General features: G+C 43.0%; 14 protein-coding genes. 9 read left to right on the plus strand and 5 right to left on the minus strand.

Going from position 1 to position 15903, the window contains the following annotated elements:
- From AC5590_RS19535 to rdgB, 5 genes are all read left to right on the plus strand, one after another.
- Positions 1-196: hypothetical protein (locus AC5590_RS19535; protein ID WP_211178439.1), on the plus strand; the 196-nt coding region annotated here is incomplete at its 5' end.
- 53 nt (positions 197-249) lie between these two features.
- A complete protein-coding gene (locus AC5590_RS19540) occupies positions 250-1170 on the plus strand; it encodes an ROK family protein (protein WP_169265175.1) in 921 nt (306 codons plus the stop codon).
- A gap of 353 nt (positions 1171-1523) precedes the next feature.
- Positions 1524-2474 carry a prolyl aminopeptidase gene (gene pip / locus AC5590_RS19545; RefSeq protein WP_169265176.1) on the plus strand — a complete coding sequence of 317 codons (951 nt, stop codon included), beginning with the start codon at positions 1524-1526 and terminating at the stop codon, positions 2472-2474.
- 135 nt (positions 2475-2609) lie between these two features.
- Positions 2610-4046: a phosphoglucomutase/phosphomannomutase family protein gene (locus AC5590_RS19550; RefSeq protein ID WP_169265142.1), complete on the plus strand. Its 1437-nt coding sequence runs from the start codon at positions 2610-2612 to the stop codon at positions 4044-4046.
- Between the two features lie 61 nt (positions 4047-4107).
- Positions 4108-4692: an RdgB/HAM1 family non-canonical purine NTP pyrophosphatase gene (gene rdgB / locus AC5590_RS19555; protein ID WP_169265143.1), complete on the plus strand. Its 585-nt coding sequence runs from the start codon at positions 4108-4110 to the stop codon at positions 4690-4692.
- A gap of 141 nt (positions 4693-4833) precedes the next feature.
- Here rdgB and AC5590_RS19560 read toward each other — a convergent pair whose 3' ends face one another.
- The 4 genes from AC5590_RS19560 to AC5590_RS19575 form a co-directional block, all read right to left on the minus strand.
- Positions 4834-5172, minus strand: a complete 339-nt coding sequence (locus tag AC5590_RS19560; protein WP_015197276.1) for a P-II family nitrogen regulator — start codon at positions 5170-5172, stop codon at positions 4834-4836.
- A 523-nt stretch (positions 5173-5695) separates the two neighbouring features.
- On the minus strand, positions 5696-6286 hold the full coding sequence (locus tag AC5590_RS19565) for a hypothetical protein (protein ID WP_169265144.1): 591 nt from the start codon (positions 6284-6286) through the stop codon (positions 5696-5698).
- 264 nt (positions 6287-6550) lie between these two features.
- Entirely contained in the window at positions 6551-7372 is an 822-nt protein-coding gene (thiD, locus tag AC5590_RS19570; RefSeq protein ID WP_169265145.1) for a bifunctional hydroxymethylpyrimidine kinase/phosphomethylpyrimidine kinase, read from the minus strand.
- A 106-nt stretch (positions 7373-7478) separates the two neighbouring features.
- The gene (locus AC5590_RS19575) at positions 7479-7901 is read right to left on the minus strand and encodes a hypothetical protein (RefSeq protein ID WP_169265146.1); all 423 of its coding nucleotides are present in this window, start codon (positions 7899-7901) and stop codon (positions 7479-7481) included.
- 120 nt (positions 7902-8021) lie between these two features.
- On the opposite strand from AC5590_RS19575, the gene AC5590_RS19580 reads away from it, so the two are divergent.
- Together AC5590_RS19580 and AC5590_RS19585 are read left to right on the plus strand one after the other, a co-directional pair.
- A complete protein-coding gene (locus AC5590_RS19580; protein ID WP_169265147.1) occupies positions 8022-9878 on the plus strand; it encodes a DUF5942 domain-containing protein in 1857 nt (618 codons plus the stop codon).
- Positions 9879-9991: 113 nt separating this feature from the next.
- Positions 9992-10225, plus strand: a complete 234-nt coding sequence (locus tag AC5590_RS19585) for a hypothetical protein (RefSeq protein ID WP_169265148.1) — start codon at positions 9992-9994, stop codon at positions 10223-10225.
- On the opposite strand, the gene AC5590_RS19590 is transcribed toward AC5590_RS19585, so the two are convergent.
- The gene (locus AC5590_RS19590) at positions 10212-10538 is read right to left on the minus strand and encodes a thioredoxin family protein (RefSeq protein ID WP_169265177.1); all 327 of its coding nucleotides are present in this window, start codon (positions 10536-10538) and stop codon (positions 10212-10214) included. The two genes, AC5590_RS19585 and AC5590_RS19590, sit on opposite strands and share 14 nt — an antisense overlap.
- Before the next feature lie 1046 nt (positions 10539-11584).
- On the opposite strand from AC5590_RS19590, the gene hetF reads away from it, so the two are divergent.
- Complete coding sequence (gene hetF / locus AC5590_RS19595) at positions 11585-14182, plus strand: cell division protein HetF (protein WP_169265149.1); 2598 nt, start codon at positions 11585-11587, stop codon at positions 14180-14182.
- Positions 14183-14517: 335 nt separating this feature from the next.
- On the plus strand, positions 14518-15729 hold the full coding sequence (locus AC5590_RS19600; protein ID WP_169265150.1) for a serine/threonine-protein kinase: 1212 nt from the start codon (positions 14518-14520) through the stop codon (positions 15727-15729).
- Positions 15730-15903 lie beyond the last annotated feature (174 nt).

Here is a 15903-nt window from a genome sequence, read left to right on the forward strand (position 1 = left end):
AGCGATAGCTCCACTCTTACGAGAAGCCGCTACGCGTCTACGCGGAGCGAGGCTCCAAATCTATGCCCTAAGTCCTTACGGACACGCTGCGCGTTCACGTTCGCGTAGCGTGTCCCCTTGGGACTCAGTGTGCGCTTTGTGCTTACGGGCACGCTGCTTTGTATCTCCTACGGAGACGGTGCGCGTTCGCTCTTAGCGTGCGCTTGCGCTTACGGTGATTTTGAATTGTTAATTGTGAAGGGTTTGAAAGTGGCAGATTCTCAAGTCATTGGCATTGACTTAGGTGGAACAGCAATCAAGCTGGGGCGTGTTGCTAGAGATGGGACTTGTTTACAATCGTTAACTGTCGCAACGCCGCAACCACCAACACCAGAGGCGGTTATGCTCGCAATGGTAGATGCGATTTCCATTCTGGAACGTTCCGCTAACGCTCAAGTTGACAACCAAAGTCATACAATTGCTATTGGTGTTGGGACTCCAGGACCAGCGGATGCAGCAGGACGTATTGCCAAAGTCGCCATAAACTTGCCAGGATGGTATGATGTTCCGTTAGCCGACTGGCTGGAAGCAAAGACAGGAAAACCTACCATTATCGCCAACGATGCTAACTGTGCAGGGTTGGGAGAAGCTTGGTTGGGAGTAGGTCGCCGCTTTCAAAATTTCATTCTACTCACTTTAGGAACTGGAGTGGGTGGTGCAATTATCTTGGATGGTAAACTCTTTATTGGTCATCTGGGCGCAGCAGGTGAGTTGGGATTAATCACCCTCAATCCAGATGGTCCAATGTGTAATAGTGGGAATCAAGGCTCTTTGGAGCAGCATTTGTCAGTCAGTGCCATTCGTCGTTGTACGGGGAAAGAACCAGCAGAACTGTGCGCTCTTGCGAAAGCAGGAGAGACAAAAGCATTGACTTTTTGGCAAGAATATGGTAGATGTTTAGGCATTGGATTGACCAGCTTGATTTATGTGCTGACGCCAGAAGCTGTTGTCATTGGTGGCGGAATGAGTGCAAGTGCTGAGTTTTTTATACCATCAGTCAAAGCAGAAATTGAACGGAGAGTGCAGCTGACTTCACGTCTGGGTTTACAAATATTACCAGCAAAGTTAGGCAACTTTGCTGGTATAGCAGGTGCTGCAAAGTTGGCTTTTTCAAAAGTAGGGCTGATTTAATTTCTCTGTTGACAATGTGTTGGGGCTAGGGAATGAGCCAGCCTTAATAGAACGAGTAACCGTGAGCGCTAAATTTGGGACAAAAAAAGTCAAGACTTTTTCCCAGTCGGAACCCGCTAGACGAATTAACAAAAACTAAGGCTCGCCTCAGCCCTAGTCGGCAAGCCTAGTACTGTTGTGAAGCACAAAACCAAAGCAACAATGGCAACAGCCATCTGTGAGAAAAGTTTTTTCATAAAATCCTTGCTTACTCGCTGTGTTCAGCATAGATCATGAGATCTAGTATGAAAATTCTCCAAAATTAAAGTAATTTAATATACTAGTCTCATAATTTAGGCGGTCAAATGCAAAGAATTCAAAAACTTTACCCACCCATCGAACCTTACAAACAAGGCAAGTTAAAGGTTTCTGACCTGCACACCATTCATTTTGAAGAGTCAGGCAACCCACATGGCAAACCAATTGTTTTGCTACATGGAGGACCTGGAGGTGGATGTCCGCCGTTTTATCGACAATATTTCAATCCAGAAAAATGGCGTCTTGTAATGTTTGACCAACGTGGTTGTGGTCAAAGTACCCCTCATGCAGAACTACGCGAGAACACCACTTGGGACTTGGTTAGTGATATTGAAAAGCTGCGATCGCATTTGGGTATAGAAAAGTGGGTTGTCTTCGGTGGAAGTTGGGGAAGCACTCTAGCATTAGCTTACAGTCAAACTCATCCCTCTCGATGCACGGGACTCATTTTACGTGGCATATTTATGTTAAGACAGAAAGAATTGCAATGGTTCTATCAAGAGGGAGCTAGTTATATTTTTCCTGATGCTTGGGAAGAATATCTCAAACCAATTGAGCCTACAGAACGTAAAGATCTGCTCACAGCTTACTACAAACGCTTAACCAGTTCAGATGCACAAACTCGGTTGGAAGCAGCCCGTGCTTGGTCAATTTGGGAAGCTAGTACAAGTCGATTGTTTCTAGACACAGAACTGATGCAAAAGTTTGGCACAAATGAGTTTGCAGAAGCATTTGCACGAATTGAATGTCATTATTTTATTAATAAAGGATTTTTTGAATCAGAAAATCAATTACTTTCAAATGTTGAGCGCATCCGCCATATTCCTGCTGTGATTGTTCAGGGACGTTACGATGTTGTTTGTCCGATGATCTCGGCTTGGGAATTACATCGTGCTTGGGAAGAAGCTGAATTTGTTGTTGTCCCGGATGCTGGACATTCAATGAGTGAACCAGGAATTCTCAGCGCTTTGATTTCGGCAACAGATAAGTTTGCAAACTTTGAATGAGTTAGGAACACATTTAGTTATTTGTGTGTCATCAATAGTATCATAATTACTATTGCACTTTTTATACTAAAAGTCTTGTTACCGGGTGCCCTGTGTGAATGCTAGAATCCACTGTTAGAAAGTAGGGATACCTCAATGTCAGTAGCAGCTAACGTAGTCAAATTTGGTACAGACGGTTGGCGGGGCGTCATTGCCGATGAGTTCACCTTTGAGCGTGTAGCCTTAGTTGCGCCACTTGCCGCAAAAGTTTTACTTGATACATACGGGAAAATAACAGGTAACCGTACAATTATTGTCGGACACGACCGACGGTTTATGGCAGAAGATTTTGCTCATAAAGTTGCGGATGTTGTCTGTGCTGCTGGATTTGATGTACTACTCACGGATACTTATGCCCCAACTCCAGCTTTTAGTTGGGCGGCGAAGGAACAAAATGCTTTGGGTGCACTCGTAATTACCGCGAGTCATAATCCAGGCAAATATTTGGGATTAAAAGTCAAAAGTGCTTTTGGTGGTTCTGCGCCGCCAGAAGTTACCAAGCAGATAGAAGCACTTTTATCAGACGAACTACCACCCGCATCAACTCCAGGCAAAATAGAGAAGTTCAACCCCTGGGGCAGTTATTGTCAAGCACTCGAAGGTAAAGTCAAAATTGCAAAAATCCGCGATGCTATAGCTGCAGGCAAACTCACAGTATTTGCCGATGTGATGCATGGCGCGGCTGCTGGTGGATTGGCAATGCTACTTGGCAATGAGATCAAAGAAATTAACAGCAATCGTGATCCCCTGTTTGGTGGCGGCGCACCAGAACCACTACCCAAATACCTTTCGCATCTGTTTGAGGTGATGCAAAATTACCAAAAAACGAATCAAGGAGGTTTAGCGGTAGGGTTGGTGTTTGATGGAGACAGCGATCGGATTGCCGCTGTTGATGGAGACAGCAATTTCCTAAGTTCACAAATCTTAATCCCAATATTAATCGACCACTTAACCCTACGCCGCGATTTCAAAGGCGAAATTGTCAAAACCGTGAGTGGTTCTGACTTGATTCCCCGCCTAGCAGCACTCCACAACTTGTCAGTGTTTGAAACAGCCGTCGGTTATAAATACATTGCTGACAGAATGTTAGAAGCACAAGTTTTGTTGGGTGGCGAAGAATCGGGAGGAATTGGGTACGGAAGCCATATACCTGAACGCGATGCCCTTCTATCAGCATTGTACGTGCTAGAAGCGATCGTGGAATCTGGGCTGGATTTAGGTGATTACTATCGCCATTTACAACAACAAACAGATTTTACCTCCGCATATGATCGCATCGATTTACCCCTTGCCAGCATGGAAGTGCGATCGCGTCTTTTGCAACAACTGCAAACCCAACCTTTAACACAAATAGCTGGACAACCAGTCATTGACTGTCAAACCATTGATGGCTACAAATTCCGCTTAGCCGACAACAGTTGGTTAATGATTCGTTTTAGCGGTACCGAACCCGTTTTACGCCTGTACTGCGAAGCCCCCACACTTCAACAAGTACATCAAACTCTAGCTTGGGCAAAAGACTGGGCAGAGTAATATCAGTTGTCATAAGTCAGTGATCACTGTTAACTGTTAACTGTTAACTGTTAACTGACTTATGACATTACTCGTAGTAGCGACAGGAAATCCAGGTAAGTTGAAAGAAATGCAAGCTTACCTAACTGATTCTGGTTGGGACTTAACTCTCAAGCCTGAAGAATTGGAAATCGAGGAAACAGGAGATACCTTTAGTGCTAATGCCTGCTTAAAAGCATCCCAAGTAGCACTTGCAACAGGAAACTGGGCGATCGCTGATGATTCTGGCTTACAAGTGGATGCCCTTGATGGTGCACCAGGAGTCTATTCTGCACGTTATGGCAAAACTGATGAAGAGCGAATTGCCAGAGTGTTGCGGGAATTAGGCGACACACCAAATCGGCAAGCTCAATTTGCTTGTGTTGTGGCGATCGCTCGTCCAGATGGTACAATAGCTTTACAATCAGAAGGGGTTTGTCGTGGTGAAATCCTCTACACGCCTCGTGGAAATGGCGGTTTCGGCTATGATCCAATTTTTTACGTTCAACAAAAGCAATTGACATTTGCTGAGATGACGCCAGAGTTAAAGCGTTCAGTTAGCCATAGAGGCAAAGCTTTTGCATCTTTACTTCAAAAGTTGCCTCATTTAAATAACACTGACTGTTAGTTGTTAGTTGTTAGTTGAATTTTATTTCACTATAAACGACTAACGACTAACCACTAACTTCTAACTATGAAACGAGTGAACGCTGAACAGTTATCCGTTATTTTTGAGCAATAAGTACTGATAACTGATAACTGATAACTGTTAAACAGCTTCTGTATTCTTTTCCCCGGTACGAATTCGCACAACTTGTTCAACTGGCGAGATGAAGATTTTGCCATCACCAATTTCACCTGTGCGAGCAGCTGCGATAATTTTATCAACAACCATATCAACTTGGTTGTCTTCAACAACTATTTCCACTTTTAGTTTTTGCAAAAATTCAACTGTGTACTCAGAACCGCGATAGCGTTCTGTTTGACCTTTTTGACGTCCAAAACCCCGTACCTCTGACACAGTCATACCAACGATACCAGCATTTACGAGGGCAATTTTTACCTCATCAAGCTTAAAGGGACGGATAATAGCTTCTACTTTTCTCATTTCTTTTCTCCCAACTTCTACATTTATCTATCAAAGCAGATCCAGTGTCTAACATTTTTGCGTTTGCTGTTACAGATTGCAGATTTAACTTGTGAGATTTGTTAAGATTCAAAAGTCAAAAGTTACTGTTAACCGTAGATAGTCTTAACAAAAAACTGCAATCAGCATGCTCATTAGCTTAGCAACGTCACCTCAAATAAATATTGAATCACTTGCCACATGACTTAACAGTAGATGATTTACTTATCATTTGAAAAGTAAAACTAGTAATACCAAATCCGGATACTTTCTTTTTTCCATTAGTCTGCACGACTTTTGGACAAGTCTCGTTTAGTTCCACCTGTTTTAGGGGAAAAAGGAGACTATGAAAGCGGATTTGGTATAAGCATTATCTACCTTAATCATCTTTTCAGTTATTCTATGAGGTTTATACGTTCAATTTATCATTTTTTCGTAGCTTATTTAACTTTTAAACAAAGATGAACTGTGATGTTTCACACTTTGAGTTTAAGAATGATTTGACTTAACGACTATGACTTTGAAGTAAAGGGCGTACAACCAAATACCCAGCACTAAAACCAAGAGCAATAATGAACAAGATACCTATTATTAACCACCAGCCCTTAATTCGTAAAGGCTCTGATTCCCTGTAAGAATCATAGCTAACTTGCTGTTCTTCTATAAAGACTGGTTCTGGAATGGAACTTGGAATTTCTATTTTTTGGGAAAAATCAGGTGTCTGGAAATTTTCTGGATAAAAAGCACGCGGATGCGAAACTTGCTCTTTAGAACCTACTTCAGTAATAGGTGGTTTTGTTTGGGTTCTAGAATCAGAAGATGCTTGGTAAGCTTGAGAAAAATTAATCTTGGCTTGTGAATCAACCAGTTTTTGCAAGCGCGAAACAGACTCAACAGCTTTGGTAATTTCTTGCCGAAGTAATTGATTTTCTTTTACGACTTGTTGATTATGAGCATTGAGAGTGTCTAACTTTCCTTGGACAGTTTGCAACTCTGTTGCCAAGTCCCGATAGACAGAAAGCGGTACAGAGGGAGAATAGACTTGTGTATTTCCTGTTGGTGTATTGCTGTGAACTGAATTTGAGATTGTTCGCATTGGTAAATTTCAACCAAAATTTAATGTCAGTCAGTTAAGCGAATTTGCTACCAGAGACAATTAGTCTGGTGAAAGTATGCCCAAGAATAATAGAAAGATATTCTTGAAGCTAAAAATGATTAATTTACAATTTAAGAGGAGAAAGATACAAGTTTATCAAAAATCGAATATAAATTTGTAAAGTATGAACTTAAAAAGGAATGTTGGTAAAAAAGAAGTTTAAACGATTTTGCAACTTCTGTCATTCCTTACTTTGTAACTCCCTTACTTATTCAATAATGGAAAGAAGTGTCCCACAGGACCTTGTCCTTTGCCAATATCTAAAGCGTAAGAAAGGGCTGAGGTGACATACTCCTTTGCCTGTCGTACTGCTGTTATCAAGTCGCTTCCAAGTGCAAGATGGGCGGCGATCGCCGCAGACAGAGTACAACCAGTACCGTGAGAATTTTTTGTTTCTACGTGTTTTGTTGTCAAAGTTTCCATCTTATGTCCGTCGAACCAAATATCAACACCACACAATTTTCCTTGCATACCTCCACCCTTGACTAAAACAACCTTTGCCCGTACATTCCTGTGAATCATTTGAGCTGCTGCTCTCATATCATCTAGTGAATTAATTGGTAAACTGCTTAAAATCTGGGCTTCATAGCGATTTGGTGTCACAATAGCAGCCTTAGGAATGAGCAAATGACGCAGAGTGTTCACAGCATCATTATCTAGTAATTGTGCCCCTGTGCGAGAAACCATCACTGGATCGACGACTAAGTTTTGAATTTGTAAAGCCTCCACCTGTTCAGCTACAGCGGTAATAATTTCCTTGTTAATTAGCATTCCCGTTTTGACCGCTTGGACGCCTATATCTTCATACACGGCGCGAATTTGTGCCACAACAGCCTCTGGTGGTATAGGATCAACCCGCATCACCCCCAAAGTATTTTGTGCTGTCACGCAGGTGATAGCGCTTGTTCCGTGAACGCAGTGAAAGGCAAAAGTGCGTAAATCTGCTTGAATACCCGCACCGCCACCGCTGTCAGATCCGGCGATAGTTAAAGCAACGGGCACCGTGGATGTTGTTTGGGAGTTCATAGGTAAGGGGAGAAAGGGAGAGAGGGAGGGAGGGAGGGAAGGAAACTTCCCTCACTTCCCCATCTGGTGTTAATGGTGGTTGTTCTTGGTTTTTAAGTTTAGACTTTTAACTTTCAAGGCTTTGCAATTGACTTTGCAAATATTTACCCCATTCTGCGGCTAAAGGAATCTCTGTAAAAGGAACACGTACTGTTTTGTCTGGTTCGGAAAATAAAAATTCCAACTCAATAGTACGACCTTTTTCGGGTGGTTTTTCTACTTCTACTTGTTTTGAGTCTACCAAAAGGGTGATGCTTTGCACATCAAGCAAAGAAAATGATTCTAACTTGATTGGACCTTTTGGCGTTGGTTTGCCCCAAGTTATATTGTTATCTTTGTGACCCAAAACTGCGTAAATATCATACTTAGCTTGTTCAAATTGTTCCGCCCAAGTACGGTATGCTTCTATCTTTTGATACTCCTGGGAACCTTGCCAAGCCAACCAAAAAAATGCGAATAACAGGGGTAACCATAAAAGACCACGTTCCATCTTTGAAAAATTGTCCTCCAGTTTGTATAAAAATCCTAAGTTTAGTGCCAGATGCACCACCAAAGGGCTTGTATGAGTTATGGTAGTGAGCAAACTGGCAAAAAGCGGTAATGGTTTGAAATGAGAAAGTTAATATTATTTTGCTTATTTGTCATCGGGCTGAGCGTTGCCTTGTTTAATTTTATGAATTTTCAGGGACTTGCAGCCAAAGGGGAGTTTGAAACAATAGTCCTAAATTTTCGGGAAGATATTCCCAAAGAGGTATTGCAGCAAGACCTGCAGGCTATTGCTCAACAGTACAACGTCACTCCCGAACTAGATAATCAATATTCCGCCAAGGACAATGTTTATATCGTCAAGGGGGATAAGCAGCGACTCAAAGAATTGAAAAAGTCGCCACTTGCCCAAGCAATGGATTTTATTGAACCAAATTATATCTACAAAATTCCAAAACCAGGTAAAGCAACTTGGCTGGGAGAATTATTAGATCCCTCACAAGAGGCTGACGAAGCAAAACCAGCATTCAAAGGTGCCAACGACCCCTATTACAGCAAGCAGTGGAATCTCCACAATATTCATGTTGAAGGCGCGTGGACTCAAACCAAAGGCAAAGACATTACGGTTGCAGTGATTGATAGCGGCGTCACTCGCGTTCGTGATCTCATAGAGACAGAATTTGTCCCCGGTTACGACTTTGTTCACGACAGAGTAGAAGCCAACGACGACAATGGACATGGCACTCACGTTGCTGGTACGATTGCCCAATCGACTAACAACAGCTATGGGGTAGCTGGAATTGCCTACGAAGCCAAGCTGATGCCTCTCAAAGTTCTGAATGAGTATGGCGGTGGTACTGTTGCTGATATCGCAGCAGCGATTAAGTTTGCTGCTGATAACGGTGCAGATGTCATTAATATGAGCTTAGGCGGTGGCGGTGAAAGTCACCTGATGAAAGATGCAATTGATTATGCACATAGAAAAGGAGTCATCATCATTGCTGCTGCTGGTAATGAAAATCAGAACTCCGCTTCTTACCCAGCACGTTATCCCCATGTTATTGGCGTTTCGGCATTTGGTCCAGATGGCGATCGCGCACCCTATTCTAACTTTGGTGCCGGAGTAGACATCTCCGCCCCCGGTGGTAGTGATGCAGGCAAGATTCTCCAAGAAACCATCGACCCAGATAACAAAGGCACTGGAGTGTTTATGGGCTTCCAGGGGACAAGCATGGCAGCCCCCCACGTTGCTGGTGTTGCTGCATTAGTAAAAGCCTCTGGCGTCAAAGAACCAGACCAAATCCTCGAAGTCCTCAAGCAGTCAGCACGAAGTGTTCAAGATGACAGTTTGAACTACTATGGCGCTGGACAACTCAACGCAGAAGCTGCAGTGCAATTAGCCACTCAAGGGCAAATTTCTTTCCAAGACTTCTTCCGTTGGCTACGGGATAGCGGCTATCTCAACCCCGGTTTTTGGATTGATGGCGGTGCTATAGCGCTGTTACCCAAGATTTTAATGGTCGTCGGTTCTTATGTCCTAGCTTGGTTTTTACGGGTTTACTTCCCGTTCCGCTGGGGCTGGAATTTATCCTGGGGATTGATCACTGGTAGTTCTGGATTATTCTTTCTCAAGGGAATCTATATTTTTGACCTTCCCCAATGGCCTTTCCGTGTCTTAGGCAGTTCTATTCCTGAATTAGGCAATACCCTTCAAGGAACAGATGCTTTTAACCCACTGTTTGCCAGCGTACTAATTCCCTTAGGCTTAATGGCGCTTTTGCTAGGAAATCCTAAATGGAAGTGGTTTGCCATCGGTTCATCACTAGGTGTAGCAGCGTGTTTAGCGGTAAGTGCAGTTTTAGATCCTGCAGTTTGGGGATTGGGCAGTGGTATCTTAGCCCGTATGTTCCTCATCGTTAATGCCGTGTTATGTTTCGGTTTAGCTCGTTTAGCTGTCAAAAACGAAGAACAACCAGCTTAAACACCAGATAGGGGAGACCAGGAAGCAACAGAAGCAAGGGGAGAAATCACTCCCGCACTCTCTGACTCCCTGACTCCCTCACTTCCTCACCCATTAGGAGTAGTTTTACGAATATGAGCATCACAGTTACAGGTACCGTTGAACGTCGTGATATTGGTACTGGGGCTTGGGCGCTAGTTAGTGATAAGGGTGATACATATGAAATCCTTAGAGGAACAGACAAAAATTTACTCAAACAAGGACAGAAAGCAAAAGTCACGGGACTTGTGCGTGAAGATGTTATGACTGCTGCAATGATTGGTCCAGTGCTAGAAGTAAAATCTTTTGAGGTGATTAACTCTCCTTAGACGCTGGTGAATTGAGAACTTCTTGCAAGCGACTTCTAAATTCGCCTTTGGGATGACCACCTTTGACCTCGCCCAAAATCTGAAATTCTCCTTCTGGCGAATCACAAATAATGTAGGTGGGCCATCCCATCTGTGACTTATCAGGGTATTGAGTCAACAGAATCTGACGATACTTCCGATAAGTCGCTGTATCCTGCATTTTCACGTCAATAAATTCCAAACCCAATTCCTCTGTCACCTTTTTGTCATAGAAAGACATCTTGTGGCAGAGACCGCAGTCTTCGGAAGAAAACTTGATGACAGCTAAATTCATAGATTTACCTAACTCCATAAGAAGCCTCCCACTATAACGGTACTCCGTTTGGCGGTGATCGACTTAAATAGTGATTTTTGGAATCCCTCACACTTCCCCCAAGGATTAACGGTGGGAGGAAGTCAAAACTCTCGAACTATTAACACTAGCTTGTGAAATAACATAATATAGAAGAATACCAAATATTACCAGTCAGCGAGATCCTAGTTCGGTGCAAACCGCTAAATATCGCTTGTTTCGTGTAAAAAAATAAATCCCCAGCAGCGAGTAGCCAACTAGGGAAGTGAGTTATCAGGGTGCATCTACCAATTCTATGTTCTAAACTAGGGAAGTGAGTTATCAGGGTGCATCTACCAATACTATGTTCTAGACTAGGGGTGTCAGTTATCAGGGTGCATCTACCAATACTATGTTCTAGAGATAACGACTTTCTCCGGATGATTTTGTATAGAAAAATAATTGGGATTTTTTGTGAGTGATCAATAAAACTTACAGGGTGTGAACAAATGAGTTAATGATCACCAGAAAATTAATTTGGGTGTAGAGGTGTCGGTAAATGATTTTTCCAAAAGACCCGAAACCCCCCTATTCCTAGCTTGAGAATAAAATCGGTAAAGACAGAAAAACTCCCAAAAGGTGTTAGCCTACATGGGAGTAAAGATCAAGGTGCATCTACCAGTAAGAAAGTTCTGGGCTAAATTGACAAGATCCGGATAAAGTTATGAAAGAAGATTGGTTCAGAATTTAAAATTGTAATATAAGAACTCAATCTATGGGATGTAGTTTTATGAACCAAGAATTTTTTCTGTTGCGATACTCCAGAGGTTGAAGCAATCAAAGCGATACTTTTAAACTAGTCGTAAGATAAGACAGCATGAATTATGACTCGTGGATCCGTGAATCCTTACAGCTTAAAACTGATGAGCAAAACGACACGAACCAGAAACAATCAGTGCCAGGATGCATCTAAGGTATAAGAAAAAGCAAAACATCGACTTGAAACTTTCAGGTTTCAAACCGGATTTAGGAGGCAAACAGGAGCAGTTGTGACCCAGGAATTTCACATTTCCGTAACCCCAGTAGGGCAAAATGACTACTTGGTGCGCACGGAACAAGTCGCGCCTGGGGTGCCATTAGCAGAAGAACTGGTGACTTGGCCTGTGGCTGATTGGTTAACGGCTGCGGGACATTTGATGAATGACCCGTTGAAGTCGGTGCTACAGGGAGATGCTCTAGCACGAAACTCCGTCAACTTGGTGGCGTTGGGTCAGCAACTTTATAATGCACTGTTTCAAGGCACTCTCAGAGATAGTTGGATTACGGCACAAGGAATAGCCCAAAACCACCAACAGGTGTTGCGTTTACGATTAGGGCTCAAAGATACTAAATTAGCACGTCTTCCTTGGGAAGTGATGCATGCAGGCGATCGCCCAATTGCGACTGGACCTTATATCGCTTTTTCTCGCTACCAAAATGGCATTGGTAGAACGTCTCGTTTGCCGTCAACAGGTATGCCAGCACCAGCAGAGGAAGGCGGGCTAAAGGTTTTGATGGCAATTGCTTCTCCCACAGATCTTGTGCGTCTAGATTTGCTCAAACAAGAAGCCATCAAACTCCAAGCGGAACTTCAGCCTGGGGAAAGCGGCAATTATCTGCCGCACATAGAACTGACCCTGTTAGAACAACCAGGGCGAGAAGAATTGACACAAGCCCTAGAACAAGGACGATACCACGTTCTGCACTACTCTGGTCACAGTAACATCGGTCCGAACGGCGGAGAAATTTATCTTGTCAGTAGCAGAACTGGTTTAAGGGAAACCCTCTGTGGTGACGACTTGGCAGGCTTGTTGGTCAACAATAATATCCAAATGGCAGTGTTTAACTCCTGCCTGGGAACATATGCAGCGACGTCCTCTGGTGCGGTAACAGACACAGGGGAACGTAATTTGACAGAAAGCTTGGTCAGGCGGGGCATCAGGAGTGTTTTGGCAATGTCAGAACGCATTCCTGATGAAGTAGCACTACTGCTAACACAATTGTTTTATCGCAACCTTTCTCACGGGTATCCTGTGGATTTGTGCGTGAGTCGGATGCGCCAAGGATTAATTGCTGCTTATGGTTCCCACCAACTGTACTGGGCACTACCAATTCTTTATATCCAGCCAGGATTTGACGGCTATCTTAGCCCAGAAATATCGTTACCTCAAGATGAGGAGTTATTTAACGAATACAATCCATCTTTAAAGACATCAGCAATAATTTACTCAGAGCAGGCAAACGACGCCAGTATGCCTTTACCTCTTGAGGATATGTTACCCTCATCTTTGGCAAGAGACTCATTCGATGATCTAGACTTGCTAGGGGAAGAAACTTGGGGCGACCTGATTGATGAAATTGAGTACGATGACCCAACTTATGAAGAGGATTCAGCGATTGTTTCAGATTTGTTCCGCCAGCTAGATAAACAAAACACATCCTCGCAATCTTCCATGAAAGCGGAACTTGTGCAATTTGGGGAAGATAGTCTTGATGATAAAGAAGTTTCAGGTGAAATAGCTTCGCTGGAAAATGATACTGGGATGTGGGAAGAAGTTCGTGAAGCCGCATCCTATGGTAGACAGCAGGGCGCAGATCCTCGCGAACTTCCCTCCAATAGTGAACTGAGTCGCCAACAAGAGCTGGACTTGCCAGAAGATTGGGAAAACTCAAGTGTCCAGCCATTAGCTCAGACAAGCACTATTCGGCGGACACAAACAGCAAAACCGAAACAAGCCAAAAGACATAGAGTCTCGCGGGGTACTATAGGAGTGAGTGCGATCGCCCTTGCAGGAACGGCACTTTGCGCCATAGCAGCCGTTGTCGGTTTAAATTGGTGGTCGCACAATCAACAAATACCGCTCATTTATCCTCAGTCTCAACAACAAAGCCCTAACACCCCACAAGCCAATTTTAAAACGACTGAAACTAAAGTTGTCAGTGCGATCGCCACCGACAAATTGAGTCAAGGCGACTTGCAAACAGGACTACAGGCTGTGGAAGAACTGCTTAATCGTAATGTACTTCCTAACGCTCAAGCTGCCCTTAACGCGATTCCCGAAAAGTTTGCAGACAACGCATCAGTCTATTTCCTTAAAGGGCGATTAGCATGGCAATTTATCCAGATACGAGACAATAGATATAGCGTCGATGATGCCCGTCGTTATTGGGAAAGTGCGCTCAAGGCTCAACCAGACTCAATTTTGTATAATAATGCTTTAGGCTTTGCCTACTACGCACAAGGTAAACTTGACCAGGCAAATGACTATTGGTTTAAAGCGTTGAGTTTCGCAGTCAGAGAGCAGCAGAGTAAATCCCCTGCTTCTGCGACAACATTTTTGTCCTCAAAGCCAGTCCCTCGGGATGCTTTAACAGCTTATGCTGGGTTAGCTATTGGTTTGTATAAAACTGCAAACAAGCAACCAGAAGGAAAACGCGAGCAATATCTCAATGAAGCCATCAAGCTGCGTCAAATGATCGTTAAAGATGATCCAGTCAATTTTGAGGTTAAAGAATTGGCGAAAAACTGGCTTTGGACCGAGAATAGTTTACAAGATTGGAAAATACTCCTCCAACTAAAAAGTCAGCGTTCCATACTTCAAAATTGACCCAGAAAGAATTCAGAATTTAGAAGTCAGAATGGGTTGCGCCTCACTACGCGCTCCAGAAGTATCGTAACAAAATTATACGATTCTATATATTTTATGAAAAAGAAAAATGTATTTCATCAAGTAGACCTGTAGAAATACGGCGTCATTAGCGCGTAGCAAGACGTCCTTTGAGTGCACCCCCTTAGGGGCTAGCTTGTTCTGGTTTCTAACAACTGAGTTCTTCTTAAAATATTTTTGACCAATATTCTCCATCATCTTTGAACGTGGCAAAATAAAAACATATGAAAGCGTAGACTAACGTATCAAGGCTACGCAAAAGCCATATTTGTCACATGAGCTATTGCTTAAATCCTAATTGCCCCAACCCTGTTAACATCAATCACGAAAAATTTTGCCACACGTGTGGTTCCAAGTTACTGCTTAAAGAGCGCTACGGTGCCATCAAACCAATAGGGCAGGGTGGTTTTGGCAGAACCTTCTTGGCTGTAGATGAGGATAAGCCATCTAAACCACGCTGCGTCATTAAGCAATTCTACCCCCAAGCTCAAGGTACTAGCACAGTTCAGAAAGCAGTAGAGTTGTTTACCCATGAGGCAATGCGCTTGGATGAATTGGGTAAGCATCCTCAAATTCCAGAACTATTAGCTTATTTCACTCAAGATGATCGGCAGTATCTTGTACAAGAATTTATTGACGGACTGAACTTAGCCCAGGAATTGCAACAAAATGGTGCATTTAATGAAACTCAAATTCGGCAACTGCTGAATGATTTATTACCAGTGCTGCAATTTTGCCATGCGAGACAAGTCATTCACCGAGATATTAAGCCAGAAAATATTATTCGTCGTACAAACACCAAATCAAGCAATGGAAATCTGGTTATAGTAGATTTTGGTGCTGCGAAAGAAGCGACTTACACAGCTTTAAACCGAACAGGAACCAGTATTGGGAGTCCAGAATATGTTGCTCCTGAACAAATCAGAGGAAAGGCGATTTTTGCCAGTGATATATACAGCTTAGGTGTCACCTGTGTTCATCTGTTAACTCAACGCTCTCCTTTTGACTTGTACGATATCAACAACGATGCTTGGATTTGGCAACAATATCTCACAAGCCCAGTTAGCAATGAGTTGAGCCGTATTTTGGACAAAATGCTGCAAAGCATTCCCGTTCGACGTTACCAAACTGTAGATCAAGTCCTCAAAGACTTAAACCAAAAGCCGCAATTACCTGCAACACCCGTAACCCCTCTCAAACCTGTAACTCCATCAAAACCTATTTCCACACCTGTTTCTACAAATCCAGCGACTACCCAAATAGACACAGAATTAGAGGAAATGAAAACTTTATTTCTTCAAGGCGGAAAATCCAAAAGCAATAAAGGTCATAATGTTCAGCCTCAGCCACAAACCCCTCAGCCATCTTCTAATAAAAGCAAAAATATTCAACCTCAGCCACAAACACCTCAGCCATCTTCTAGTAAAAACGAAATAGATGAAGAATTGGAAGAATTAAAGGCTAAGTATAAAAAAGGTCAATTATAGCTCAGAAATTATCAATTTTTATATAGTATTGTCTATCTTTATCAACAGATGTAAACAGCCACATTCACGAATTAACTAAAAGTGGCGTGTGATGCAAGCAGGTAGCACAAAATCAAATCTCGTTTCCAGGTTCCACCTGGAAATGCCGTTGGGGCGGCTTTGCCGCAAGTAAGG

Origin of the sequence: Brasilonema octagenarum UFV-OR1 (assembly GCF_963888615.1) — a bacterium.
GTDB lineage: Bacteria > Cyanobacteriota > Cyanobacteriia > Cyanobacteriales > Nostocaceae > Brasilonema > Brasilonema sennae.

Bases quoted from the DNA above. Each gene is read 5' to 3' on its own strand.
- AC5590_RS19550 (WP_169265142.1), top strand. From the start codon at position 2,610: ATGTCAGTAGCAGCTAACGTAGTCAAATTTGGTACAGACGGTTGGCGG.
- AC5590_RS19585 (WP_169265148.1), top strand. From the start codon at position 9,992: ATGAGCATCACAGTTACAGGTACCGTTGAACGTCGTGATATTGGTACT.
- thiD (WP_169265145.1), bottom strand. From the start codon at position 7,372: ATGAACTCCCAAACAACATCCACGGTGCCCGTTGCTTTAACTATCGCC.
- AC5590_RS19600 (WP_169265150.1), top strand. From the start codon at position 14,518: ATGAGCTATTGCTTAAATCCTAATTGCCCCAACCCTGTTAACATCAAT.
- AC5590_RS19565 (WP_169265144.1), bottom strand. From the start codon at position 6,286: ATGCGAACAATCTCAAATTCAGTTCACAGCAATACACCAACAGGAAAT.
- AC5590_RS19560 (WP_015197276.1), bottom strand. From the start codon at position 5,172: ATGAGAAAAGTAGAAGCTATTATCCGTCCCTTTAAGCTTGATGAGGTA.
- rdgB (WP_169265143.1), top strand. From the start codon at position 4,108: ATGACATTACTCGTAGTAGCGACAGGAAATCCAGGTAAGTTGAAAGAA.
- AC5590_RS19590 (WP_169265177.1), bottom strand. From the start codon at position 10,538: ATGAATTTAGCTGTCATCAAGTTTTCTTCCGAAGACTGCGGTCTCTGC.
- AC5590_RS19580 (WP_169265147.1), top strand. From the start codon at position 8,022: ATGAGAAAGTTAATATTATTTTGCTTATTTGTCATCGGGCTGAGCGTT.
- AC5590_RS19575 (WP_169265146.1), bottom strand. From the start codon at position 7,901: ATGGAACGTGGTCTTTTATGGTTACCCCTGTTATTCGCATTTTTTTGG.